At 55.0% G+C, this 20,913-nt stretch carries 24 protein-coding genes and 1 pseudogene; 14 read left to right on the forward strand and 11 right to left on the reverse strand.

What is annotated here, in order from left to right; translation table 11 throughout:
* Positions 1 to 66 precede the first annotated feature (66 nt).
* Positions 67 to 645 (forward strand): Dps family protein, encoded by a 579-nt coding sequence (locus tag ACPOL_RS14135; RefSeq protein WP_114207620.1) that lies wholly within the window; start codon positions 67 to 69, stop codon positions 643 to 645.
* A gap of 309 nt (positions 646 to 954) precedes the next feature.
* Here ACPOL_RS14135 and ACPOL_RS14140 read toward each other — a convergent pair whose 3' ends face one another.
* From ACPOL_RS14140 to ACPOL_RS14155, 3 genes are all read right to left on the reverse strand, one after another.
* Complete coding sequence (locus ACPOL_RS14140) at positions 955 to 1,617, reverse strand: DUF6629 family protein (protein WP_114207621.1); 663 nt, start codon at positions 1,615 to 1,617, stop codon at positions 955 to 957.
* Between the two features lie 1,053 nt (positions 1,618 to 2,670).
* Positions 2,671 to 2,913: a hypothetical protein gene (locus ACPOL_RS14150; RefSeq protein ID WP_114207623.1), complete on the reverse strand. Its 243-nt coding sequence runs from the start codon at positions 2,911 to 2,913 to the stop codon at positions 2,671 to 2,673.
* On the reverse strand, positions 2,894 to 3,670 hold the full coding sequence (locus ACPOL_RS14155) for a hypothetical protein (protein WP_114207624.1): 777 nt from the start codon (positions 3,668 to 3,670) through the stop codon (positions 2,894 to 2,896). Before ACPOL_RS14155 ends, ACPOL_RS14150 begins: the two co-directional genes overlap by 20 nt.
* Before the next feature lie 556 nt (positions 3,671 to 4,226).
* Here ACPOL_RS14155 and ACPOL_RS14160 point away from each other — a divergent pair.
* Entirely contained in the window at positions 4,227 to 5,162 is a 936-nt protein-coding gene (locus ACPOL_RS14160; RefSeq protein ID WP_114207625.1) for a LysR family transcriptional regulator, read from the forward strand.
* Positions 5,163 to 5,251: 89 nt separating this feature from the next.
* Here ACPOL_RS14160 and ACPOL_RS14165 read toward each other — a convergent pair whose 3' ends face one another.
* On the reverse strand, positions 5,252 to 5,536 hold the full coding sequence (locus tag ACPOL_RS14165; RefSeq protein ID WP_114207626.1) for a hypothetical protein: 285 nt from the start codon (positions 5,534 to 5,536) through the stop codon (positions 5,252 to 5,254).
* Between the two features lie 232 nt (positions 5,537 to 5,768).
* Between ACPOL_RS14165 and ACPOL_RS36275 the strand changes: the two genes are divergently transcribed.
* From ACPOL_RS36275 to xth, 3 genes are all read left to right on the forward strand, one after another.
* A complete protein-coding gene (locus ACPOL_RS36275; protein WP_114207627.1) occupies positions 5,769 to 5,993 on the forward strand; it encodes a helix-turn-helix domain-containing protein in 225 nt (74 codons plus the stop codon).
* Between the two features lie 703 nt (positions 5,994 to 6,696).
* Complete coding sequence (gene dinB / locus ACPOL_RS14180; protein WP_114207629.1) at positions 6,697 to 7,848, forward strand: DNA polymerase IV; 1,152 nt, start codon at positions 6,697 to 6,699, stop codon at positions 7,846 to 7,848.
* Between the two features lie 273 nt (positions 7,849 to 8,121).
* Positions 8,122 to 8,985 carry an exodeoxyribonuclease III gene (xth, locus tag ACPOL_RS14185; protein ID WP_114207630.1) on the forward strand — a complete coding sequence of 288 codons (864 nt, stop codon included), beginning with the start codon at positions 8,122 to 8,124 and terminating at the stop codon, positions 8,983 to 8,985.
* A gap of 13 nt (positions 8,986 to 8,998) precedes the next feature.
* Here xth and ACPOL_RS14190 read toward each other — a convergent pair whose 3' ends face one another.
* Together ACPOL_RS14190 and ACPOL_RS14195 are read right to left on the reverse strand one after the other, a co-directional pair.
* On the reverse strand, positions 8,999 to 9,478 hold the full coding sequence (locus ACPOL_RS14190) for an NUDIX hydrolase (RefSeq protein WP_414633351.1): 480 nt from the start codon (positions 9,476 to 9,478) through the stop codon (positions 8,999 to 9,001).
* Between the two features lie 3 nt (positions 9,479 to 9,481).
* Positions 9,482 to 10,378: an SOS response-associated peptidase family protein gene (locus ACPOL_RS14195; protein ID WP_161557358.1), complete on the reverse strand. Its 897-nt coding sequence runs from the start codon at positions 10,376 to 10,378 to the stop codon at positions 9,482 to 9,484.
* 239 nt (positions 10,379 to 10,617) lie between these two features.
* Here ACPOL_RS14195 and ACPOL_RS33555 point away from each other — a divergent pair, with 239 nt between their 5' ends.
* Positions 10,618 to 10,773, forward strand: a complete 156-nt coding sequence (locus tag ACPOL_RS33555) for a hypothetical protein (RefSeq protein ID WP_161557359.1) — start codon at positions 10,618 to 10,620, stop codon at positions 10,771 to 10,773.
* 243 nt (positions 10,774 to 11,016) lie between these two features.
* On the opposite strand, the pseudogene ACPOL_RS34780 reads toward ACPOL_RS33555, so the two are convergent.
* A pseudogene (locus ACPOL_RS34780) lies at positions 11,017 to 11,202 on the reverse strand (alpha-L-fucosidase); the annotation flags it as partial.
* A 344-nt stretch (positions 11,203 to 11,546) separates the two neighbouring features.
* Entirely contained in the window at positions 11,547 to 12,482 is a 936-nt protein-coding gene (locus ACPOL_RS14205; RefSeq protein ID WP_114207633.1) for a LysR family transcriptional regulator, read from the reverse strand.
* A gap of 186 nt (positions 12,483 to 12,668) precedes the next feature.
* Between ACPOL_RS14205 and ACPOL_RS14210 the strand changes: the two genes are divergently transcribed.
* From ACPOL_RS14210 to ACPOL_RS36280, 7 genes are all read left to right on the forward strand, one after another.
* A complete protein-coding gene (locus ACPOL_RS14210; RefSeq protein ID WP_114207634.1) occupies positions 12,669 to 13,529 on the forward strand; it encodes an SDR family oxidoreductase in 861 nt (286 codons plus the stop codon).
* 50 nt (positions 13,530 to 13,579) lie between these two features.
* Positions 13,580 to 14,395: an alpha/beta hydrolase gene (locus ACPOL_RS14215; RefSeq protein ID WP_114207635.1), complete on the forward strand. Its 816-nt coding sequence runs from the start codon at positions 13,580 to 13,582 to the stop codon at positions 14,393 to 14,395.
* Between the two features lie 171 nt (positions 14,396 to 14,566).
* Positions 14,567 to 15,307 carry an SDR family NAD(P)-dependent oxidoreductase gene (locus ACPOL_RS14220; protein ID WP_114207636.1) on the forward strand — a complete coding sequence of 247 codons (741 nt, stop codon included), beginning with the start codon at positions 14,567 to 14,569 and terminating at the stop codon, positions 15,305 to 15,307.
* A gap of 28 nt (positions 15,308 to 15,335) precedes the next feature.
* Positions 15,336 to 16,181 carry an SDR family oxidoreductase gene (locus ACPOL_RS14225; RefSeq protein ID WP_114207637.1) on the forward strand — a complete coding sequence of 282 codons (846 nt, stop codon included), beginning with the start codon at positions 15,336 to 15,338 and terminating at the stop codon, positions 16,179 to 16,181.
* 9 nt (positions 16,182 to 16,190) lie between these two features.
* Positions 16,191 to 17,111: an alpha/beta fold hydrolase gene (locus ACPOL_RS14230; protein ID WP_114207638.1), complete on the forward strand. Its 921-nt coding sequence runs from the start codon at positions 16,191 to 16,193 to the stop codon at positions 17,109 to 17,111.
* 140 nt (positions 17,112 to 17,251) lie between these two features.
* Positions 17,252 to 17,791: a cupin domain-containing protein gene (locus ACPOL_RS14235; protein WP_114207639.1), complete on the forward strand. Its 540-nt coding sequence runs from the start codon at positions 17,252 to 17,254 to the stop codon at positions 17,789 to 17,791.
* Positions 17,792 to 18,066: 275 nt separating this feature from the next.
* Positions 18,067 to 18,351 (forward strand): transposase zinc-binding domain-containing protein, encoded by a 285-nt coding sequence (locus ACPOL_RS36280; RefSeq protein ID WP_114207640.1) that lies wholly within the window; start codon positions 18,067 to 18,069, stop codon positions 18,349 to 18,351.
* 337 nt (positions 18,352 to 18,688) lie between these two features.
* Here the strand turns inward: ACPOL_RS36280 and ACPOL_RS14245 are convergent, their stop codons facing one another.
* Positions 18,689 to 19,192, reverse strand: coding sequence for a nuclear transport factor 2 family protein (locus ACPOL_RS14245; RefSeq protein ID WP_114207641.1), 504 nt, complete (start codon positions 19,190 to 19,192; stop codon positions 18,689 to 18,691).
* A gap of 171 nt (positions 19,193 to 19,363) precedes the next feature.
* Between ACPOL_RS14245 and ACPOL_RS14250 the strand changes: the two genes are divergently transcribed.
* On the forward strand, positions 19,364 to 19,708 hold the full coding sequence (locus tag ACPOL_RS14250; RefSeq protein WP_114207642.1) for a winged helix-turn-helix transcriptional regulator: 345 nt from the start codon (positions 19,364 to 19,366) through the stop codon (positions 19,706 to 19,708).
* A 26-nt stretch (positions 19,709 to 19,734) separates the two neighbouring features.
* Here ACPOL_RS14250 and ACPOL_RS14255 read toward each other — a convergent pair whose 3' ends face one another.
* On the reverse strand, positions 19,735 to 20,181 hold the full coding sequence (locus ACPOL_RS14255; RefSeq protein WP_114207643.1) for a cupin domain-containing protein: 447 nt from the start codon (positions 20,179 to 20,181) through the stop codon (positions 19,735 to 19,737).
* Between the two features lie 24 nt (positions 20,182 to 20,205).
* Positions 20,206 to 20,772 (reverse strand): cupin domain-containing protein, encoded by a 567-nt coding sequence (locus ACPOL_RS14260; RefSeq protein WP_114210827.1) that lies wholly within the window; start codon positions 20,770 to 20,772, stop codon positions 20,206 to 20,208.
* Between the last annotated feature and the right edge of the window lie 141 nt (positions 20,773 to 20,913).

A 20,913-nucleotide genomic window follows, 5' to 3' on the forward strand; every position in this document is an offset into this window, starting at 1 on the left:
TCACACATAAATGTACTCAAAATTACTATTATCGTGTTCAGACGGACGAGGAGACGAGGAACCCTTATGCCCACATTGACGAGTAAGGAACAGCGACTCAACACGAACGGAGCCAAGAAGACTGTGGTCCCAACATCGTTTCCAGCACCAGCGAACCTAGCGACACCGACAGACCTCACCCCCGATGATGTGAGCGCAGTCACAGCAGCAGTGAATCCGCTGATTGCTGACTCTTTCGCGCTCTATACAAAAACAAAGAATTTCCACTGGCATCTGTCTGGTGTCCATTTTCGCGACTTCCATCTTCTTTTCGACACGCAGGCTGACGAGATTCTGGAATCCATCGACATCCTGGCGGAGCGGGTTCGTCGGATCGGTGGCACGACGATTCGCAGCATTACCCATGTAAGCCAGTTGCAGACAATTCAAGATGACAATGACGACTTCGTCGAGCCTTTGACTATGATTCAACGGCTGCGGGACGATAACCGTCATATCGCGCAGATGCAACGCGCGGCCATAAAGGTGTGTAACGACCACAATGATTCAGCAACCAGCAATCAGCTTGAATCGATTTTGGATGAAACAGAGAAGCGCACCTGGTTCCTGTATGAGATTAGCTTGGGTGCCGTAGGCGGAGTTTAGTGTTGAACGACAAGCCTCGGGAGCAACCCCGAGTAGACAAGCTTCCTCGCGCTTAAATGGCCGTTGACTCAACTGCTAAATACCTGTGCACGGCGTAGACAGCTTCAGGCGTCGAAGGAGTTCGGGATGGAAAGCACATCGGTTACGTAAGGAATCTTCGACCCCACACCACGGTTCCCTCGCGACCAGCAGCAGCGAAGACAAATTGCAACCGCGCTCACAAGGCCTTTCAGTCCCTTTTTTCAAGGAACACTAGCCGAGGCATGAAGCTACAATCGCTGGGGCATCTCGGGAGCGGAAGGCACCAGCCTAAATTGCTTCGGAATACGAGTACGGCCGAGCCGTCCTGCTGCTGCGAAGACCAAACCATAGGAGAACGCTCGCGATCGCCGCATAGGCGCACCAGACCGACGTGAAAGCGTAGCGCTTCACGGCCAGGGTGATGAGCAGGATGATCATGTTGGCGATGCCGAACAGTAGCATGGGACGAATCCGAGAGAAGAATAACGCTCCACATGTAACGATGACGTAAAGAATGGCCACGGCTGTCTCATTTGTCGCAGGATTGATGTACACAATGCTGTTATTTCTGACGTACACCTGCGTAGAAAAGGCAGAGAGTGCCCACAAGGTGTAGATGGTAAGGGCACCCCCAAGAACGGCAAAGGGAAGCATTGCACGACGACGCGGGGCTGTGGGCTCGAAGAGAAGAACTCCGAGCGGAAGTAGAAAAGGCAACAGACCTTGAGCGTAGAGCATGAACGCGGCGCCGGCATCGTGGGCGACTGCTGGCGACATTCGACCATCGAGACCAAGCCAGACGAAGCCCTCGGTGAACTGATGGATCGCAAAAAGAAGTGGCAGTGAGGCGAAGAGAAGTTCTCTGGGATGTCTCACTTCCTTGATCGTCGCCACGCCGATGGCGCCGAGCGCGGCGCTACCCACGAAATTAGCGGCTGCTGAAAAGCACATGTATTGCGGTCCTTTTCATTTTTGATTTCCAACACTTCTGCAATCGGCCTACCGACCCCTCTGACGCTTGGTGGCAGATGGACCGGACGATTGGATCGCTATCAGGAACAAGCCGCACCAACAGCCTTCAGAATGGCTGTATAAGCCTGTGGCTGTGGCAATCCGCTATCCTGTTGCACCTCCAAAACGACCACTCACAACGCCTGCGAGAGCCGATAAACTCTTCTCTTCGACAACCTTTGTTGAAGCAGAAGCCGGCATCTTGCGCTTATCGTAATTGCTAGTACTATATCCCATTGGAAGGTTTCCACGCTATCGAAGCCCGTTCGAAAGCTGATGCGGTGGTGTTGCCAAAATCGTAATAGCGAGTACGATATATTGTTAGATGTTCATGACGGACCTGGGCTTGCAAAGAGAGTTGGTGCGGTGCACGTCTACGTTCGATATCTATCATTAGCCGTTTCTGCGATTTTTCGGAGAACGGTTTGGATATGCCTCGAACAACCTTCATCTCCCATGGACGATACCCAGACGCCATGGACATGGAAATACGCAAGAAGACGGCCTGCGAAAAAGCCAAAGGCTTGTTTATGCAATGACTCAAAGTTCAAAGATGACGAGAGATTACAGAAGAAGGCTCTTGCCACCTAGGGAGATGGCTTTGGACCAGAGCAAAATTGAGCCCGGTGAATGAGTGGGTGTGCACAAGTGTCGAAGTGCGGTTTCACGCGTAACCTCAACAAGCTCGATCTTCAAGACGCGACAACTGGCATCGCGCATTGTCCTCGATGCGAGTCATCCGCGGAGGTCACTGAAGGAGACGACACTTGCAAGAACGGGCCAAAGTCGAGAACAGTCAGTGGGAGAGCGTACACAAATGCCCTAGGTGCGGTTTCACGCGCAACCTGAACATGCTGAATCTGCGGGAAGTGACTACTGGAATCGCATCTTGCCCTCGGTGTGAGCTATCCGCGCAGGTCGATCTGCAAATTATCCCTCGGAGTGAATCCAACGGGTAGCATGAGGGCAAGCCACGATGTCGGCTTCGAGCTTTCAAAGGTTCCAACTGTCGATCGGTTCTCGCCAGATCGTCATCCGATCAACAAACCGCTGACCTTGCTTTTTAATCCACTGTTCCGACAACAAGAATATCGGAATAGAAATGGCGATCAGCAGCACCGCACAGAGCACATTAGTCGCAATTTCACCTGGCGTGGTCCGGAGCGTAGAGAGGCTTCCTCCGCAGCATTTGCAAACCCTCTCTGTAGCTGCTTCTTCATCTTTCTGATTGTTCATCCAACTCTTCCAGGTCTTCGAGACTCGGGCCGAACTCCGCTTCATCCTGATCATCTTCGTCCTCCTCATCTTCCACCGCGTCACTGTTTCCCGCGTTCGCAGCGGCAAACGCAGCCCTCTCCCGCTTGTCGCGACGAACATCCAGCAGTTGTTCTCCAATCGTGTGCTTCGGCGAAAAGCAGTACTGAAGGTATGCTTCAAACAGGGCTTGATTACGAATGCCGCGTTTCAGCAGGTCCTGTTGATGCAGCTTGTAGAGCTTGGTCAGAGCTTCCGGCGTGATGATGTAGAAGTGTCGTTTTCCCCGATCCCCAACGCTCGCCTCGAGCCACCCTTGTTCTATCCAGTGGACAATCTCGCTTTTGCGAACGCGAAGAATGGTAGCCAAAGTCTCAACAGAGAACAGGTCGCAACGAATATCCCGCAGGCTGAGGTGATTCCGCCGCAACATGTTGCGAACCGCCTTCGGAGTGCGATTAAGCTTCTTGGCAACCTGCTCGACCGTGCCTTTAACGAGCTCCTCTCGGACCAAGTCGAATTCAGGGTCAGTCCATCGTCGGTAATCTGGCTTTTGTTTAATGCCGTACTGAATCACGAAGCGCCAGCAGGTTTCTTTCGGACGACCCGTGTGTCGTTGAATGCGGATGACCAGTTGCTCGAGCTTGTTACCGGTAAGGACCTTGGCCTCGGCAGCCATTTCCTTTGCCTTGCGGCTCCAATCGGGAAAGCTCTCAGCGGAATTGTGGATGGTTGCCATAGGAGTCCTTCGTCACCCAAACCGCTCTCAGATCGGCGTTCGTCTGCTGCCAACGGATAGAATCGGCCATAAGCACCGGCTGTGAGGAAGGGGGGTGAATCGAAGCTTCGTGGCGTGGGGACATGAGACTCCTCCAGGGGGGATGGCGAAGGGCCGAGCATTACTCTGTTTCGGAACGCCTCCACCGAACACTTTGAAGAGGCCGATTCTTTAGCAACAGACCCTACCGCGCTCTATTCCAGATACGATTCGCCTTCGAAGCGTGAAAGTCCAATACGGAATCGTAGGTTCGTTATAGCGAAATAGCATAAGAGAGCCAACGGCATAAGAGGAGTCCGGAGACGGCACGAATGCGTCTAAAACATATGGCATCAGACGATGGGATGACCTTTGTCTTCGAAAACCGACAGTACTGGCCGACGGTTCGCTGTGCACTGTGAAAGACCCTTCACGCGCCGATCTGTTTCTACGAAACAGAAGGTCCTGAGGAGACTTCGACAAAGTAACTCATTACGTCCCATCCCACAACTCGCAAGGCAACAACGGGAGCTGGGTTATGGCGCGCAACGAAACGAAGCACTTGGAGTCGGTAGTCGCACTTTCGGAGGAGCTGAACTTCACCTTGGCGGCCCAGAAACTGCATGTCAGCCAACCGGTCGTCTCGCGGAATCTCGCGGAGATTGAATCTAGACTTGGCGGCAGGCTTTTTGACCGAGATAGAAAGAATGTGCGACTGAACAAGGCCGGACGAGCATACGTCGATCGGGCGAGGATGGCCCTTCTGTACGGTGATCGAGCATTCGACGCGGCAAAAGCTGCGATGCACGATACAGATACGATTGTTCATGTGGGCAAGTCGCCGTATGTCGATCCTTTCTTGCCGTCCACCTTGGTCTCAGTGCAGAGATCTCGGTTTCCCCACATGAGGCTTGAGCTGTCAAGCCAGTACTCGTTCGATTTGGCTCATGAAATCATTGCGGGAGAGCTGGATCTTGCGATTGCGAATGACCCTCCCGAATCTCCCTCGCTAACGACGGTGAAGATAGCGGAGGCACCGTTCTACATAGCGATGTCGGACACGGATGATCTTACGCGAAATCCGTCAGTCACTCTGAACGATCTGGCAGACCGCTGCTGGATTACGTTTGAGCGACGCCTACATCCCACCCTCTATGACAACGTTCTCGCAGTTTCTCAGGCAAAGGGAGTTGCAGCCTCACGAATCCAACATGTCAGAGGGCCTGAGGAGGCTTTCCCATCTGTGGCAGAAGGAGGATGTATTGCCTTCGTCGTCAAAGCTGGGGCGCTTCGCATTGCTCGAGACGGCGTCACCGTCCGTCCTCTTGCGGAGGGCTCTCTATCACTAAAGACCTATTTAGTCTCCCGTTCGGACAATGACTCTAAGACCTTGAGTGCCTTGGTTAGGTGTTTCATCCGCCAGCTTGAGGGCGCCACGCGTGATATATCAAGGGATGGTCTCACCTCAGCGTAGTGTCTCGTACAGAAGAGTTCATCTGTAACTAGCCGGAGATGCGGTTTCCACGGCGACTAATTTAGCCAACCGCTCCACCGCAGCTTCGATCACAAGCTTCTTCGACCGGAATCGGCGAGGATGAAGTGCCTTGTGTTGTCCAAATCCCATCGCTTCAGATCAACGCGGGATCGTAGCCGTGTAATCTCGGAGAACAGTTGGCTCGCCGCTTGGTCATGAATGTATCTTGCCTCAATGGAGACGTTGGTTTTCAGACAGGCGGAGAAAGTAGTGCCGTCGGTGAATTCAATATGCACTTCCGGACCATATGTGCCGTCTTCATAGATGGTCAGTAGTCGAACGACCTTATCGCTGAGTTCTTTACAATGAATCATCGCTTCTCCATTTTTAGCAGAGCGTGGACCTCAGTTGGCGACTGCTTTTTGTTTCGTCATTCCCAAGGATTTTCGGACTTGGAGCTTTGTTTCGCTGGCCTGACAGGATCGTTTACCGCCAGCGGACTATTCTGTCTTCCAGCGACGCCCCGGCGGCGTGGCCCGCAGCCCGTTTTGACCGGGAGAGTGCATCCACTAAATATAGTGCTTCCACTAAGTCAATGCTGGATGAATGGACCCCGATGTTTGCATCCAGGTTGGCGACCGAATTCGGCAGCTCCGCAAGAAGCGAAGCTGGCGACAAATCGACCTTGCCGAGCAGTCTGGGATTCACGAGGTCCACATCTCCGATCTTGAACGGGGCGCGCGCGAAGTTGGGCTTCGCCATCTTGCGGCTCTTGCGGCCGCCTTCGAAATGTCCCTCAGCGAATTCCTGAGGGGTGTGAAGGGCAGATAGGGCTATAGTTGTTCTCGCTTACGCCGCGCTCGAGCGATTCGTCCGCAAGGTGTACGTTCGCCATCTATAAAGCGGATTTGGAGTGAGTCGAGAACCGGTGGGATCCATTGCATCACTAGGTCGCACACCTCGCACAAACCTTCAGGGCTCTGATCGGTACCGATTCTTGGTAGAACGTGTGATTTAATTCATCATCGCAAAGATGGAAGTGGAAATTTCGTTTCTCCTGCCTTCAGAGCACGGTGGACCAATAGCAAGTCGTGGCTCAAGCGCTCCGCAAGAAGTTTGCCTATTTTCGCGCTCCATCTGCCCCCTAAACAGCAGAGTGCCCGCCTTGGGTCCGGCGAAGGGATGTGACGCAAGCCTGCCCGAGCGGGCGGGAAGACAGTTAAAGAACTGACGGCGGGCTAGGCGAATACAAGGCGAACATGAAACAATGGTTATCGAGTGGACGGCGACGAGTTTATGACGAAGAGGATTTCTCAAGACGGCTTGGACCGGAGGCTGGGAGCCCTGTTCGAAGTAGACGAAGGACTTCCTTGCCCGGTAGGCACAACTCTCCTTCGTGCCCTTGCTAGCGCTCGACTCGCTGAGTTCAGCTTCCTGAAGCCTGGTGATTTGATCGACCTGCACAACTCCGCTTTCGCGGGAATTCCTGAATGGGACGCTTTCTCTCAGCATTACGGCTCTTGGGAGTCCTGCAATGCCTGAGACCACTCACCCCGTGGTAACCGTGACGCACGCCGAACTTGGATCGCGCAAGATCGTGCATGTCGATATGGATGCCTTCTATGCGTCTGTCGAACAGCGTGACGAGCCATCGTTACGCGACAAACCAGTCGTGGTCGCCTGGAAAGGCAAGAGATCCGTCGTCTGCGCCGCGTCCTATGAGGCGAGAAAGTATGGAATACGCTCTGCGATGCCTGCGGTAACAGCGGCGCGCCTTTGTCCGGAAGCCGTATTTGTGCCTCCGGACTTTACGCGTTATAAGGCCGTGTCAGAAGCTGTGCACGAGATCTTTGGCAGGCACACTGACTCGATCGAACCCCTCTCCCTTGACGAAGCGTATCTCGACGTAACTAAGAACAAATTGGGTTTGCCGACCGCGACTCTCGTGGCAAAGGCGATACGGCAACAGATTCGAGAGGAGCTCAATCTCACAGCTTCGGCAGGCATCGCCCCGAACAAGTTCTTGGCAAAGATCGCCTCGGATTGGAGGAAACCGAATGGACAATTTGTCATTCAGCCACATGAAGTCCAAGCATTGCTTCTGCCTTTGCCGGTGGGTCGTGTTCCTGGGGTAGGAAAAGTGACGGAGGCTCGCATGGCGCAAGTTGGGATAAAGACCGTCGGCGATATCTTTGCGATGATGATGCCCACTCTCGAAGAGCACTTTGGCCGATATGGTCAACGGCTTTACGAATTGGCACGCGGAATCGATCATAATCCGGTGGTATCAGATCGTGTTCGCAAACAAGTCTCCGCGGAGGATACATTCCCGGATGATCTTCTTCTCGATCAATGCGAAACCCACATTCGTCGTCTCGTTGAGAAGGTTTGGAATGCCTCGCACCACAATGCGCGAGCAGCGAAAACCATCGGGTTAAAGCTGAAGACGAAAGAGTTTACTTCTCTTACTCGCAGCATCACTCCGCCTGTGGCGCCGGTTTCCCTTGAGGAGTTCACGAAGATCGCCCTCTCATTGCGCGAGCGAGTAGGTTGCGCCCCGGACCAACTGTTTCGCTTAGTCGGCGTAGGCCTGAGCAATTTTCAGATAGACGCCGAACCGGTGCCGCCGCTTTTCGAAGATGCTGCGCCGAATGACCAATCAGCCTTTCTGGCATCCAACGGATGACTCTATGCCCACAAAAACGACCACAAACTCCCACCGTCGCACAAAGCCCGTCTCCGCGCCACCATCTACCGCTTACCACAGGCTCGACGCACTGCTTCAAACGGTGCGCTGTATCGCGCAACACGAGGACGCCCTGTGCGAACTCTCCCATGAGCTGAAGCGAACAGGTCAGTTATCTCCGGAGTTACGCGACGAGGTCGGAGATCTCCTCGATAAGATTCCCTTTCACGATTTCCAACTGGATCTCGACGCTGCAAGAGGAGAGCTCAACGTATGGCGTGCGTCGACCTCCTCCCATGCCAAGAAGTCCGCCAAATCGCTCACAAAACGCAAGCGTCCCATGATTGCCAAGAAGAGATCCGGGAGGGCGTCATCGAAATAGCTAGCTGGAACGTAAATTCGATTCGCGCACGTGCGGAACACGTCAAAGCGTGGCTGGAGGCGAAGAAGCCCGACGTACTCCTGCTACAGGAACTGAAAGGCACGGAGTTTCCCTCTGCCCTGTTCAAGGAGCAGGGATACTATTCGGCGTCCGTCACACAGAAGACTTACAACGGTGTCGCGATCCTCTCGCGCAGCCCTATCGAGACTTTGAGCACCACATTGCTTGGAGATGAATCGGACAGTCATGCTCGCTTCCTCGAAGTGCTCATCGAGGGCGTACGGATCGTAAACATCTATCTGCCGAACGGAAACCCGATCGGAACAGCAAAGTTCGACTACAAGCTGTCCTGCATGGATCGTCTTACGCAGCAGATGAAGCACTGGTTGAAAAGCGATGTTCCGACAGTCATTGGCGGCGACTTCAACGTCATTCCAGAGGACATCGATTGCCATAAACCGTCATCCTGGATTCACGACGCCCTCTTTCAACCAGAACCGCGCGCCCGTTACCGAGCGATGCTTGAGCTTGGCTACATTGACACGTTCCGATCCTTGCATCCGGGCGAAGGAGGCCAGTTCACTTTTTGGGACTACTTCCGTCAAGCGTTCGAACATAATCGCGGTATTCGGATTGACCACTTCCTTGTCACCCCAGACCTGCTGAAGCGGCTCGAAGGTTGTGAAATCGATAAAGGACCTCGAGCTTTAGAGAAACCTTCAGACCATACTCCGATCGTGCTGCACCTGGAGTAACCGTCCTGTCCGCTCATTTAGTGAGGTTCGGGACAAGTGACTTCACTGTTTCCAATAATGGTATTTGTTCAGCGCGGATCGACTCCCGGGCACGATCTAAGCGGAACCATTCTCCACGATCAATCTCAGGAATCTCGATGCGTTTTCCTGAATGCGGCGGCCATTCGATCTCACAGGTGTTGCTAACGAGTCCCGCAGGGTCGCAGTCGCCCTCGAAGGCCCACGCTACGATAACCTTGCCGCTCTTCTGCCTCACTGAGCCAAGCTCTAAGAACGGGCCGGCTACTTCGAATCCGGTTTCCTCGCGGAATTCACGGATGGCTGCCTCGAGCGGCTCCTCAGAGGAATCGTACTCGCCTTTCGGGATGGTCCAGGAACCTTCGCTCTTCTTTGACCAGTATGGTCCGCCGGGATGAACGAGGAAGACATTCAAGTGCCCATCACGAATTCGATACATGAGGAGGCCCGCGCTCCGCTTCGACATCGACCTCATCTCTTAGGCAGCGACCTGATGCACGTAAAAGGGAGTTTCCTTGTCCGATAGAATCTGGTCCAATCGCTCTCTACTAAGGTGCGTCGGGGAAAGCCATTCGGACAAAAAGCGTTCTTGAAGAGTGATCACAGTGCGCTGATGTCCGGTAGCCGCGACTTCCGGCGTCGGTTCATCGGTGATTGCCGCGAAAGAGTACAAATCGGGAGAACCTGGTCTGCTCCATCTGTCCCACACACATGCAACAAGCATGTCTTGCGACGGATACGGATCGAATTCAAGCACAAGGTTCCTTTCCTTCTCGTCTGCCGAGAGTTCACGGTGCTCGTACAGGTGGAGCGGTACGTTCTCATAAAAGCCGCTACTGACCATGACAGCGTGGTTCCGACCGTACACCTTGCTCCAGTAATCATCGAGGCTGTCACGGCGGGCGTTGTAGGTCCCCGGGTAACGTCTGTCATATTCCGCTGGCTTGCCGGCGAGGCGGCACGTGTAGCGCATCGGACGAATGATTGTCTTTCCGTTTTCTGAAATAAGAACCGGCGCGTACATCATCGGAAAGATGCGCGCATCTTCGTTATTCGGCTCCGTCCTTCGAAGGTCAGCGAGCCGGTCCAGAAACATTTGGCTCTTGTTCGTGGCAATGCGGACGTCTTCTTTGGCCTTCTTGGTTTCCCTCTTGATAAGCGATTCCTGGGCGGTCGCTAGACGGCGTCTCTGGACGAAGACCTCATTTTCCCATTCCGATTTCTTGGTCTTTAGATATTGAGCGATATAGCCCGCCGTTTTTTTCTGCACATCGGTGGAGGGATTCTGGTAATTGCGCTGCAGGTCGCGGGCGACTTTGAGGTCCTCGCCCTCGGCGCGACGCTTGAATACGTCCTCAAACGACTCCCAGTCCACCTCCGCTCCGTGGTGACGAGAGAGTTCATCGAATCTTTGCTTTACTCGCGCAGAAAAGCACATACACACATTTTAGGACTTGAAGTCACTGGGCGGTGAATTTGACCCGAAAATGAGCTCATCATTGGTCATCGCCGCCGACAGCGAGCCCTTTACACCGGCACCAATCTTCCGACGGAGCCGTACCCGTTCGCGCGCGGAACTCGGGCCATTCAACCGGTTGATGAGAAGGTTGAACTATGGCTTCGCGTACCACAGCTGCAACTCAAGACGTCGAATCGAAGGGCAAGGAGGTGGCGACCCCGAAGGGGAAAGCAGTAATCGTCGGCTCCAGCTTGCTCTTCGGGATATTGCAAAGCATCTGCCCGGTCGTTGTCGCAATGAATGGATTGTGACTTGCCAGTGGAATAGGTTCACTGGCGATGTCTATTGGTCTTGGCGCCGCTCTGGAAAGCTTTCATCAGATTACCTGGCTCCGTGTCACGTTTCTTGTCGGTGCCCCGGCAGGATCAATCCTCATGCTCACTCTGGTGCTGCGTGACCGAAGACTTCGGGCACGCCCTGCTTCCCACTGGCGCATTCGGCCTCTTACAGTCGGTCAACGCCGAACTGAAATGTGGCGACTCACCCTGTCTGGGCTAACGCTGATCATGGTCGCTGTCGAGGACGATGTCGGTCGTATGCCCGGTTTGGCCAACGCTTGCGGCTCGTGTCTTTGTAGGCCATATGCAGAAACCATCGTGATGGCGCGTGGTCAGGCAGCCCCAGGTCATGTTTCCGGATTTCGCCGCTGCAGCCCACTGATCCGTATCCAGAGCCGTGGGATTGAAAAGGCTGGGTGAAGAAGTGGCATCACCTCACTCCAGGTGCTGAAAAGTAGCCATACTAAAGCGAAGAAACGTACCGAAGCGGACATCGACGAAGCGCTGTTGTAACTCATCATCGGTGTTATACGGACGGTGTTCAATCCGTTTGCGCGAGACGTGCTGTCTTCGGCGGAGACGCAATGAAATTTACTTAGAGCATGTTTTCATAAACACCTCCGGAGTGTGATCCAGAGGCAGGCGAGATAGAAGAAGGCTCTGGAGGTCAAGAGGAGGTGTTTATGAAACATGCTCTAGGACAAGTCGGTATCGCGACTGGTCTTCGTGCGTCAAGGGTTTCGATCCTACTCGCGGGGATTCATGAATAGTCCTTTGGCGTCAGCTCCACGTAGCCGTGGATCGCGAGGAGTGCCGATATACTCTCCCAGGAAGTCGAGCAAAACATGAACCTTTGGGGTAAGGCGTGATTGGCCTGAGAAGAGCGCACAAAGGGTGACCGGCTGGGCAGTCCAGCGTGGCAGAACAGGGACGAGTTTGTTGCCCATCTCCGGCCATCTAGCCATGTAAAGCGGCAACAGTGCGATACCGGAATGCTTCAATATGAGATCTAGCAGCACTGCTGGATCATTCAGAATTACGGAAGATTGAATGTTTGGAGTCACAGTCCTGTCGCCGCGACTCAGCTGCCATGGTCCCGAACCGATGCATGTGTGTGTCAGCAAGTCCTCAGGTCGAGAAGGCATCCCAAACGTTTTGATGTACTGGGCGCTCGCAAAAAGTCCACGCTTTGTGCCGGGATAAGTGCGCATCCGCCGTATCGAATCCCGCGGTGTTCTTACTTTAAAAACGACGTCGATATCTTCACGGAATTCCTGATCGGCTGCCGGAGTGTAAGACTCAATTTGTAATCGCAATTGCGGGTATCGTTCCTGCAACTCTTTGAGTAATGGCGCGAGGATCAGATGGGTCATCGTCACGGGACATGCTACCTTGATGAGTCCACTCGGCCGTTCTCGTTGAGCTGCCAGCATCTCGCCGCCTTCATCCAGGGTGCGTAGCGCGCGCCGGCAGACCTGCAAATAGTCCCTGCCGGAATCTGTCAGAACGTGGCCTCGCGAACTTCGCCGTATTAGTAGTGCGCCCAGGTTCTTCTCCAGGCGTGTTAAAGCGCGGCTGACCGTCGAAGTCGGCACCTTCAGTTTCACGGCTGCGGAGCTTAGGGTGCCTTCCTGACCCACCACCGTGAAAATACGGATGTCGTTAAGGTCGACTGCGTCCATCCTTTAATTCTACGATGCCCCCGTTTCACTTAAATCGCGCTTCCAAGGGCAACTAGCGCTGTTCCGCGTTTTGCAAGCGCGCAATTCCGTTTTGCGCGGCCGTGGCGTGCAACATCTCCCGGGCAAGCATCTTTAACAACATGGCGGAAACCGCAGAACCGCCCGAAGTATGGATTGGAGGCTGGTATGAAGATTCTGGTAACAGGCGGAACCGGAAATGTGGGCGGCAAGGTTGTGTCGGAGTTATTGAAGCGAGGGGCGGACGTTCGCGTGCTCGCTCGCAAGCGGCCGGAAGAGAAGGTGCAGGCCGGCGTAGAGATTGTCACAGGTGACCTGCTTGACCCAGTGTCTGTCGAACAAGCGATGCAAGGGGTCGATAAGCTTTTCTTGTTGAATGCGGTTGTTGCGGATGAATTGACGCAGGCGTTGATCGCGTACGGCATCGCGAAGCGTCTCGGATTGAGGCATGTGACCTATCTTTCTGTCTTCAAAGTTAAACAGTTCCGCGACGTACCCCACTTCGCATCCAAGCTCGCGGTTGAAGGTGCAGTGCGCGAGTTCGGATTACCATTCACCATCCTTCGTCCCGGGTACTACATCCAGAACGATCTTGGGCTGAAGGACCCGCTAACTAAAGCGGGTGTATATCCCATGCCCCTCGGAACGGCCGGGATCGCGGCGGCCGACATGAGAGACATCGCGGAAGCAGCGGCAATCTCACTGACTGAAGATGGCCATGATGGGCAGACTTACGATATCGTGTCGCCCACGCTGATCAGCGGTCCTGGGAATGCGGCTTTATGGAGCAAGCTGCTCGGTGAGGAAATCAGATACACGGGTCATGATTTCGACCAGTGGGAGCAGGGTATGCGTTCACGGATGCCCGCTTGGAGCGCCTTCGATCTCCGCATGATGCTCGAGGGATATTTCGAACGCGGCTTCGCCTCGACCGAAACGGAAGTCGCCCGTCTCACCAAGCTACTTGGTCACACGCCGCGGACCTACGAAGAGTTTGCGACCGAAACGGCAGAGTCGTGGAAAGCCTGACTTCGGGTCCGCAGGAGCACTGGATAGACACGCTGATATTGGAGTAAGGAATGACGACTTACCATAAGGAACACCTCCTCGATCGTGCCGCAATGGTTCTTATGCGCACGATGCTGGCGGTTCAGCCCAAACTACAATTCACTCCAAAAGCCCGTCCCGACTTTGATAGCCTGATGGAGAAGACACCCGAGGCGGCGGGTGTGACGTATGAAACGGCGGAAATTGGTGGGGTAGCGGGATGGTGGTGTAAACCGCAACGATCACTTCCCGGGTCGGCGATTGTTTACTTCCATGGAGGCGCATACGCCCTCGGTTCTGCGAAGGCGTATCGCAATTTTGTCTCGCAGATTGCAGCAGGCGCGGAAACGGCAATTTTCGTAGTTGACTACCGTCTCGCTCCTGAGCATCAGTTTCCCGCGGCGGTCGAAGACGCTAAGGCCGTCTATCTTGGCCTCGCGGCCCTGGGATTTCCCCGGCTGGTTATAGCAGGAGACTCCGCTGGCGGTGGACTGGCTCTCGCGCTTCTTCTGCTCACGACAGAGGGGGCGCAGGAGGAAGGCATACCGAAGGCCTTGGCCGCGGTGGTGATCTCGCCGTGGACCGATCTTGCGCTCACAGGCGACAGCATGGAGGGTCGCGCAGCAGCGGACCCCTTGCTTACGCGGGAAGCACTTGATGGGGCCGCTCAACACTATCTGGGAGATCAGGATCACCGCGATCCCAGAGCCTCTCCGCTGTACGCGAATATGAGCGGTCTACCGCCTGTTCTGTTCCACGTTGGTGAAGACGAGATCCTGCTGGACGATTCCCGACGCTTCGCGAGCCGGATTGATGTTGCGGGCGGAGTCGCGGAACTGCACATCTGAGAGGGAATGACGCACGTCTTTGCTTCCAACCTTGCGCTCCAGAGTGCCAAGGATGCCCTGGCCAATATAGGCGAGTTTTTGCAACAGATTTTCCGTGAGACCAATACTCGTTAGGCTGCGCATCATCCTCCGACGGAGGATGCGAATGATTATTTTGGATGAGGCATAGCAATGAAAGACGGAAGAGTTGTCGTAATCACAGGAGCGGGCGGAGGCATTGGCCGCAAGATTGTGGATCGCTTTCTCGCCAATGGGGATCGAGTGATCAGTCCGGACCGCGCAAGGTCCTCGCTGGAAGAGTTAGCCACGAGCCGGAACGCTGGCAATCAGCTTTCGACGTCTTGCGTCGATATAACTGACGATTATGCTGTCGCCGAATTTGCGAAGCACATCGGCCAAACGCATGGTCATGTTGACGTGCTTGTGAACTGCGCGGGGTTCTACCCCGTTGTCTCATTCGAGCAGATGACGCAGGAGCAGTGGCTGGAGGTGATCGCGATCAACCTCACGGGAACCTTCCGGGTGACACACGCGCTGCTGCCGCTGATGAAAAGTCGGGGTTGGGGTCGAATCATAAACATAGGCTCCGCATCGGTGTTCGAAGGTGTCGTTGGGCAAACTCATTATGTTTCGGCTAAAGCTGGCATCGTAGGCTTCACGCGCTCCCTGGCAATGGAAGTTGGAGATTACGGGATCACCGTCAACATCGTTGCTCCCGGCCTGACGCTTACAGAACCTGTGCTCAGCGGCATGCCGCAAGAGTTGATCAAGACTCAAGTGGACCTCCGGGCCATCAAACGAGATGAGCAACCAAAAGATCTTGCTGGGCCCGTTTTTCTATTGTGTTCTCCGGATGCCGATTTTGTTTCCGGTCAAATGCTTGTCGTAGACGGCGGAAAGATTAAGCACTAACTGACCAGGAATTTGGAGGAAATGAACGATGCAAGCCAACAAGACACTCAGAGTACTCGCAGTGGGAGCGGCAGGTCCGTCAGCAAGCATGGTGGTTCCAGAGTTGCTGACGCGAAACGTATCGGTGCGAGCGTTCGTCCACAAATCGGAAGATAGACCAACCGTTCAAAAGCTCGGCGTCACTGACATCGTTGTGGGCGAGCTCTCCGACGCTGCTGCGGTCGCCAAGGCATTGGAGGGCATAGACGCTGCTTTCTACATCGCCCCGGCAGCCCTTGAGAATGAAGCAGAAGTCGGCAAACAATTTGCTTCGGCAGCGAAGCAAGCAGGGGTACGGCGCGTCGTCTTTTCGTCCGTGATACACCCAGTCCTTAGCGAACTCGTCAATCACGCCGACAAAGCGCCAGTGGAAGAAGCACTCCTCGATTCCGGAATGGAGTATGTATTCCTGCATCCTGCGATGTTCTTCCAGAACATCGGCGCTGCGTGGGCGAGGATGAAGGAAACTGGCGTATATGGCGAGCCTTGGTCCAATGAGACCCGCTTTTCCCGCGTCGATTACCGTGATGTTGCCGAGGTTGCGGCGATTGCGTTGACCGAAGATCGGCTCCTGTATGGAACATTCGAGCTCTGCGCCGAAGGCAACTTGAATCGGCATGGTCTTGCTGCCTTGATGAGCAAGGTCGTTGGCAAGCAGATAAAGCCGATCAAGGTGGAGATTCCCGCGCAGGCCAACATGTCTCCGAAGCTCACGCGGATGTTCGCCTGGTACGACAGACATGCTCTGCTCGGCAACAGCACAACACTTCGAGCGATCCTTGGGCGGGAGCCGCGGACGCTGCAGGCATTTTTCGAAGAACTCAACAGAAATTAGGAGAGCGGAATGTCTCAGTCGAGCGCGCCTGACATAGCAACGTTTCGCAGTGAAACGGCAATCGTGAATGGGGTACGCCTGCACTATTGGCTTGGCGGCAATTCTCATGGTCGGCCAGTCCTGCTATGGCACGGATTTCTTGGCACCGCTTATAGCTGGTACAAGGTCATGCCGCTTCTCGTGGAAGCCGGCTACTGCGTTCTGGTGCCGGATATGCGCGGCTATGGAGACTCCGACAAACCCGCCGGAACAGACGGCTATGACGCACGGGCACTTGCGGAAGACTTCCGAGCCCTGGTCAGGCAGATCGAATTCGGGAATGGTCAGAAGCTGATCCTCGCCGCCCACGATATGGGGGCACACCCAGCCCTGCTGTGGGCTGCAGATCACCCCGACGAAATCAGGTGCCTCGTGTATATGGAAGTTCCCACCATGCTCGAAGAGTTCCTGACAAAAGTAATTGTGTACACGCCGGAGGCGATGGCAAAGGGTTCCATGTGGTGGTGGATTCTCCCGCTCGCACCTGGCGTACCGGAACGCCTTATCGTAGGCAATGAGCGCGCCTTTCTGACATGGTTCTATGAGGGTGCCACCGCAGATGCATCGGCCATCAGCGAAACATCGATTAAGGAAATTCTCCGCAGTTTTAGTGGCACGGAAGGTGTGCTCGGAGCGCTTGGCCTGTACCGTGCCGCCTTTACGACCATTGAGCAGACCACGCCTTTGAAGAAGAACATGGTCGAAGTCCCGGTGCTTGCCATTGGCGGAGAAAAAGCGCTTGGCGCCAAGGTCGCACAGATGGTTGAGGCGGTCGCGAAGAATGTGACTGGAAAAGTAATCCCGGCATGTGGTCACTTCATCCCGGAAGAACAACCCGCTGAATTCATGCGCCTCTTTCAAGAATTCGTCGGAGAGGTCGCTCGAGTATGACAGACCTTAGCCGACGCTCTGTTCTCGCGCTTGCCGCCATGGCTGGCGCAGGACTCTCTTCTTCCAAACTTTGGGCCTCTGCAGTTTTGGGCAGCCCATCCCCCAAATCAGAGCCTCAAGATTCCACAAGGAGAACTGCTATGTCTGAGTCCACGACGCAACACCCACCCGTTCCGCCCGACGATTTGAAGCGTGCGCTCACGATCGCACGACCGGACAGCGATCAAACAGTGCCCCACATCGGCCTCGTAGGCGATACTTATACCATCACCGTTTCGGGCGAGGATACTGCAGGTCGCTTCTGCGTCATTGACATGCACATCCCACCAGGGGGCGGTCCTGCGCCACATCGTCATGACTTTGAAGAAACCTTCATCCTGCTTGACGGCGAAATGGAGGCCACGTTCCGCGGGAAGAAGTCCCTAGTGCGCGCCGGCGACACCATCAATATCCCCGCAAACGCACCGCATCAGTTTCATAACTCATCTTCCAAGCCGGTTCGTCTGCTGTGCATTTGCTCGCCTTCAGGGCAAGAGCATTTCTTCAAGGAAGTGGGAGTGCCTGTAGCCACTCGCACGACCGCCCCACCCAAACTCGACAAAGAACAGCAGCAACGGTTCATGGAGAAAGCCAAGGCTCTTGCTCCGAAGTACCGTACCGAGCTGCTGAAGGAAGCATAGCCATCGGAAGCTGCGGGCAGATGCAATCTGTTCGCAGCACTTTCCATGCCTGAATCGATATAGAACCCTCCATCGCGACTTGCTGGACGCGGGCACCTATCTGCGCAGCATCCGGCTCTTGCTCGGCCACCGCGATCTGGAGACCACCTCGTGATACCTGCACGTCTCCGAAGCCAGACTGCATGGCACGCCCGGCCCGCTCGACGATCTGCCGGTCCGCATTCCACGCACGCCGCAGGGAGGGAACAGGACCGCATGACAGGACATCGGCTTGAGTGGCCAATGTCTTTCATGCTCACCAGAACCAGTTCCTGCAGCGCTGGCGCCATGTGCTCTCGGACCAGCAGCGCACGGTACTCCGCGACATCGGCCGATGCCGAACGGCGGCGCTCGGCACTCATCTCGAACGATGCGATCGCTGCGACTATGAGACCCTCCCTTACGACTCAAGATCATGCCGACCTGCGTGCCGACCCGGTTTCTCTCACCCAACGGCGCTCATCCAACCAACGCCACCCCATGGCTTGAACCGGCTCCAGGTGACCTCGATGCTTGCGTGAGCCCTCTCACCCGTACCGCAGACGCACCACGGGTCGGCCCCGCTAAGCTCAACGCCATCCCAGCTCGTGCCCAGTTAGCCGCATCGGCTCGCCGCCAACAGCTTTCAATCCTCATACTTTTACCGCGCTAGCGGCTTAGCGCAAATCGCCGTATCCGCACCGCTCCGCAACAGCAGCGCCGACGCGCGAAAGTTCTCGCAGCGGAGCACTACCGATACGGCACTAGAGACTTGGCACTCATGGAGATTGCCGACGAGATAAGTTTCTCGTTGGCAATCCCCACAAAAGAACCACGTGAGCCTTACTACAGAGAGCCGAACCCGGACGAAGTGTAACCCTATCCCATCTTCGCAATCTGCAAAGGATCGCCGAAGTAAACCTCGAGGCGACGGGACTGGATGCGCCAGCCTTCCGGAGTGCGTACGAACTCATCATGAAAGGCGCCGGAAGCGTTGTAGTGAACGTTGAAATCGTTCTCTTTCTTGCCGCGGTGTGTCGCGAAGAAGTCAGTGCGGGCCTGCGCAGAATCCCCGGTGAGCGTCACGATGGGCAGGCTCAGCATGTGCTGCCAATTGGAGAACCCGCTCATGCTGCCCGAAGTCGATCCATCTCCGCGCATCCATTTGGCGAGGTCACGGTACGAGCCCTTCGTTCCGCCAGCGGCGCTGTAGTCGACTGTGCCGTCCTTCGCAAAGGTTATGTCCCACTGCTCCAATATGTTAGAGTCCTCGCCTTGGTGGCTATCTTGCCCCTGCGAGTAACGTGAGATTGTGTCCTGAATATCTTGACGATCCAGAAGTTGCTGAAGAAGAAGTTCTGTGTTCTTTGTGTTGCTTTCCATTACGGGAATCCCTTCCTGTATCGGGTTTGCGAAATGACCGAGTCAAAACAAACGGCAATGTCGAATGACAGGTCTACTGCAGGGTGGCCACCCTTCAGTTATTAGGTTATGCGTTTGGTATACGAAGCACAAGAACTGACCAAAACGTGACATACTAACTAAAAGGTAACCATGAAACGAAAAGCAGCGCCCACCTCTCAGGCATGTTCAGCGCAAGAGCTCGAAGACGCTCTAAGCGTTCTCGATGGGCGATGGAAGACACTGATCATCTACCACCTCTTCACCGCGCCTGTACTTCGTTTTTCCGATCTGCGCCGAGCCGTAGAAGGAATTTCTCAAAAGATGCTCATTCAGCAACGGAGAGACCTCGAGGCCGATGGAGTGATCTTTCGGAAGGTCTACCCTGTTGTCCCGCCCAAGGTGGAATACGGCCTGACGAAAGACGGCCTAGCCCTTCGGCCTGCACTTCAGGCACTTCAGGACTGGGCAAAATCCAGAACTCCCCCGAAAGCTTAGCTTTGTGTAGAGCTTGATGGCCGAAGCTACCAAGCCGGGAGAAGTGTTATGCCGAACTTCGGAGCCGCTGCCTTGAGGCGCTCGATATCTTCAGGTGTCGGCGGCCCAACAACCTCATTAGGCGACTTCACGTGGCCCCCCTCCGCCAGAAAGCCTTCAAAGCCGCTCGGCGTGCAGAGCAGCATGTAGTGGGATGGGGATCCACTTGTGTTCATAAGCTGGTGAGGTATGCCACGAGGTAGGAAGATTGACTCACCAGCTTGGATCGTTTGTTCCTTGCCGGAGATGACTGCTTGCATCTCTCCTTCGATGATGAAGAGAGTTTCGTCATCGTTCGCGTGTACATGGATAGGCGTCTTCGACTGCCCGCCGCTGCGATTCTCAAAAAGAGAAAAGGTGCCATTCGTTTCTTCGCCCGAAAGCTGCTGCTTCATCACGACGCCAGCGAGCACGAATTCTTTTTGTTCTGCCATAGGGAAACTCCTTTGGTGCATGGCTTAGGAAAGACGGACGCCGAACCCGGGATACTCGGGCAGCGCCTTCTTTGTCTCTTCTGGGGAGAGGAAGCGGATACCCCACGAGGCTCCGGCCTTGATGGTCTCGGTAGGATCTTCGATCGGCGCTATCGTCGATGGATCAGGGACATTCATGTCCCTGGCGGGTTCCCCCATTTGCATCAGATAGCTGTCCATGCCGACCGTCTCTGCACCAGTGGCCCCAACAAGAATAAGAGCCCGCAGTTCTTCAGTCAGACAGGCGAACGTATGGGCCTTGCCCTGGGGCAAGAAGCCAACGCCACCGGCATGTACATCGAAAGTCTTCTCAGGCGTGTAGAAGCGAACTGATCCCTCGATTACGAAAAACAGTTCGTGTTCACGCTCATGGATGTGCACTGGCGGCTCTAGGCCAGGTCGCACTTTCACTTCCATGAGGGAGAAGCGACCGTTCGTCTCGGTAGCCTTCGCCAGAGTGGTAATCACTTGCCCCATGTATTTGATGGTGGAATCTACTCCGACTTCGCGGGAATACGCGGTCGGGATCTGCTGCGTTTCAGTTCTTGACATGATGATGCCTCTTTCTTGATACCGACGGTCTTTCAAGGTCAGCATGGTTCGCTGGCCTTGACCCGCCCAAAGCGGCTTCCAGCTAGCGAGCTCTCGTCCTGAGCCCAACGATTTGGAAGCACCCTTATGGTTCTACCGACA

This window comes from Acidisarcina polymorpha (assembly GCF_003330725.1).
Taxonomy (GTDB): Bacteria; Acidobacteriota; Terriglobia; order Terriglobales; family Acidobacteriaceae; genus Acidisarcina; species Acidisarcina polymorpha.

Coding starts and splice junctions, on each gene's coding strand:
- dinB (WP_114207629.1), top strand. CDS start 6,697: ATGCCTGAGACCACTCACCCCGTGGTAACCGTGACGCACGCCGAACTT.
- ACPOL_RS14215 (WP_114207635.1), top strand. CDS start 13,580: ATGACGACTTACCATAAGGAACACCTCCTCGATCGTGCCGCAATGGTT.
- ACPOL_RS14250 (WP_114207642.1), top strand. CDS start 19,364: ATGAAACGAAAAGCAGCGCCCACCTCTCAGGCATGTTCAGCGCAAGAG.
- ACPOL_RS14135 (WP_114207620.1), top strand. CDS start 67: ATGCCCACATTGACGAGTAAGGAACAGCGACTCAACACGAACGGAGCC.
- ACPOL_RS14160 (WP_114207625.1), top strand. CDS start 4,227: ATGGCGCGCAACGAAACGAAGCACTTGGAGTCGGTAGTCGCACTTTCG.
- ACPOL_RS14230 (WP_114207638.1), top strand. CDS start 16,191: ATGTCTCAGTCGAGCGCGCCTGACATAGCAACGTTTCGCAGTGAAACG.
- ACPOL_RS14255 (WP_114207643.1), bottom strand. CDS start 20,181: ATGGCAGAACAAAAAGAATTCGTGCTCGCTGGCGTCGTGATGAAGCAG.
- ACPOL_RS14155 (WP_114207624.1), bottom strand. CDS start 3,670: ATGGCAACCATCCACAATTCCGCTGAGAGCTTTCCCGATTGGAGCCGC.
- ACPOL_RS14165 (WP_114207626.1), bottom strand. CDS start 5,536: ATGATTCATTGTAAAGAACTCAGCGATAAGGTCGTTCGACTACTGACC.
- ACPOL_RS14140 (WP_114207621.1), bottom strand. CDS start 1,617: ATGTGCTTTTCAGCAGCCGCTAATTTCGTGGGTAGCGCCGCGCTCGGC.
- ACPOL_RS14235 (WP_114207639.1), top strand. CDS start 17,252: ATGTCTGAGTCCACGACGCAACACCCACCCGTTCCGCCCGACGATTTG.
- ACPOL_RS14210 (WP_114207634.1), top strand. CDS start 12,669: ATGAAGATTCTGGTAACAGGCGGAACCGGAAATGTGGGCGGCAAGGTT.
- ACPOL_RS33555 (WP_161557359.1), top strand. CDS start 10,618: ATGGCTTCGCGTACCACAGCTGCAACTCAAGACGTCGAATCGAAGGGC.
- ACPOL_RS14225 (WP_114207637.1), top strand. CDS start 15,336: ATGCAAGCCAACAAGACACTCAGAGTACTCGCAGTGGGAGCGGCAGGT.
- ACPOL_RS14260 (WP_114210827.1), bottom strand. CDS start 20,772: ATGTCAAGAACTGAAACGCAGCAGATCCCGACCGCGTATTCCCGCGAA.
- ACPOL_RS36275 (WP_114207627.1), top strand. CDS start 5,769: ATGGACCCCGATGTTTGCATCCAGGTTGGCGACCGAATTCGGCAGCTC.
- ACPOL_RS14150 (WP_114207623.1), bottom strand. CDS start 2,913: ATGAACAATCAGAAAGATGAAGAAGCAGCTACAGAGAGGGTTTGCAAA.
- ACPOL_RS14220 (WP_114207636.1), top strand. CDS start 14,567: ATGAAAGACGGAAGAGTTGTCGTAATCACAGGAGCGGGCGGAGGCATT.
- ACPOL_RS14205 (WP_114207633.1), bottom strand. CDS start 12,482: ATGGACGCAGTCGACCTTAACGACATCCGTATTTTCACGGTGGTGGGT.
- xth (WP_114207630.1), top strand. CDS start 8,122: ATGGCGTGCGTCGACCTCCTCCCATGCCAAGAAGTCCGCCAAATCGCT.
- ACPOL_RS14245 (WP_114207641.1), bottom strand. CDS start 19,192: ATGGAAAGCAACACAAAGAACACAGAACTTCTTCTTCAGCAACTTCTG.
- ACPOL_RS14190 (WP_414633351.1), bottom strand. CDS start 9,478: ATGAGGTCGATGTCGAAGCGGAGCGCGGGCCTCCTCATGTATCGAATT.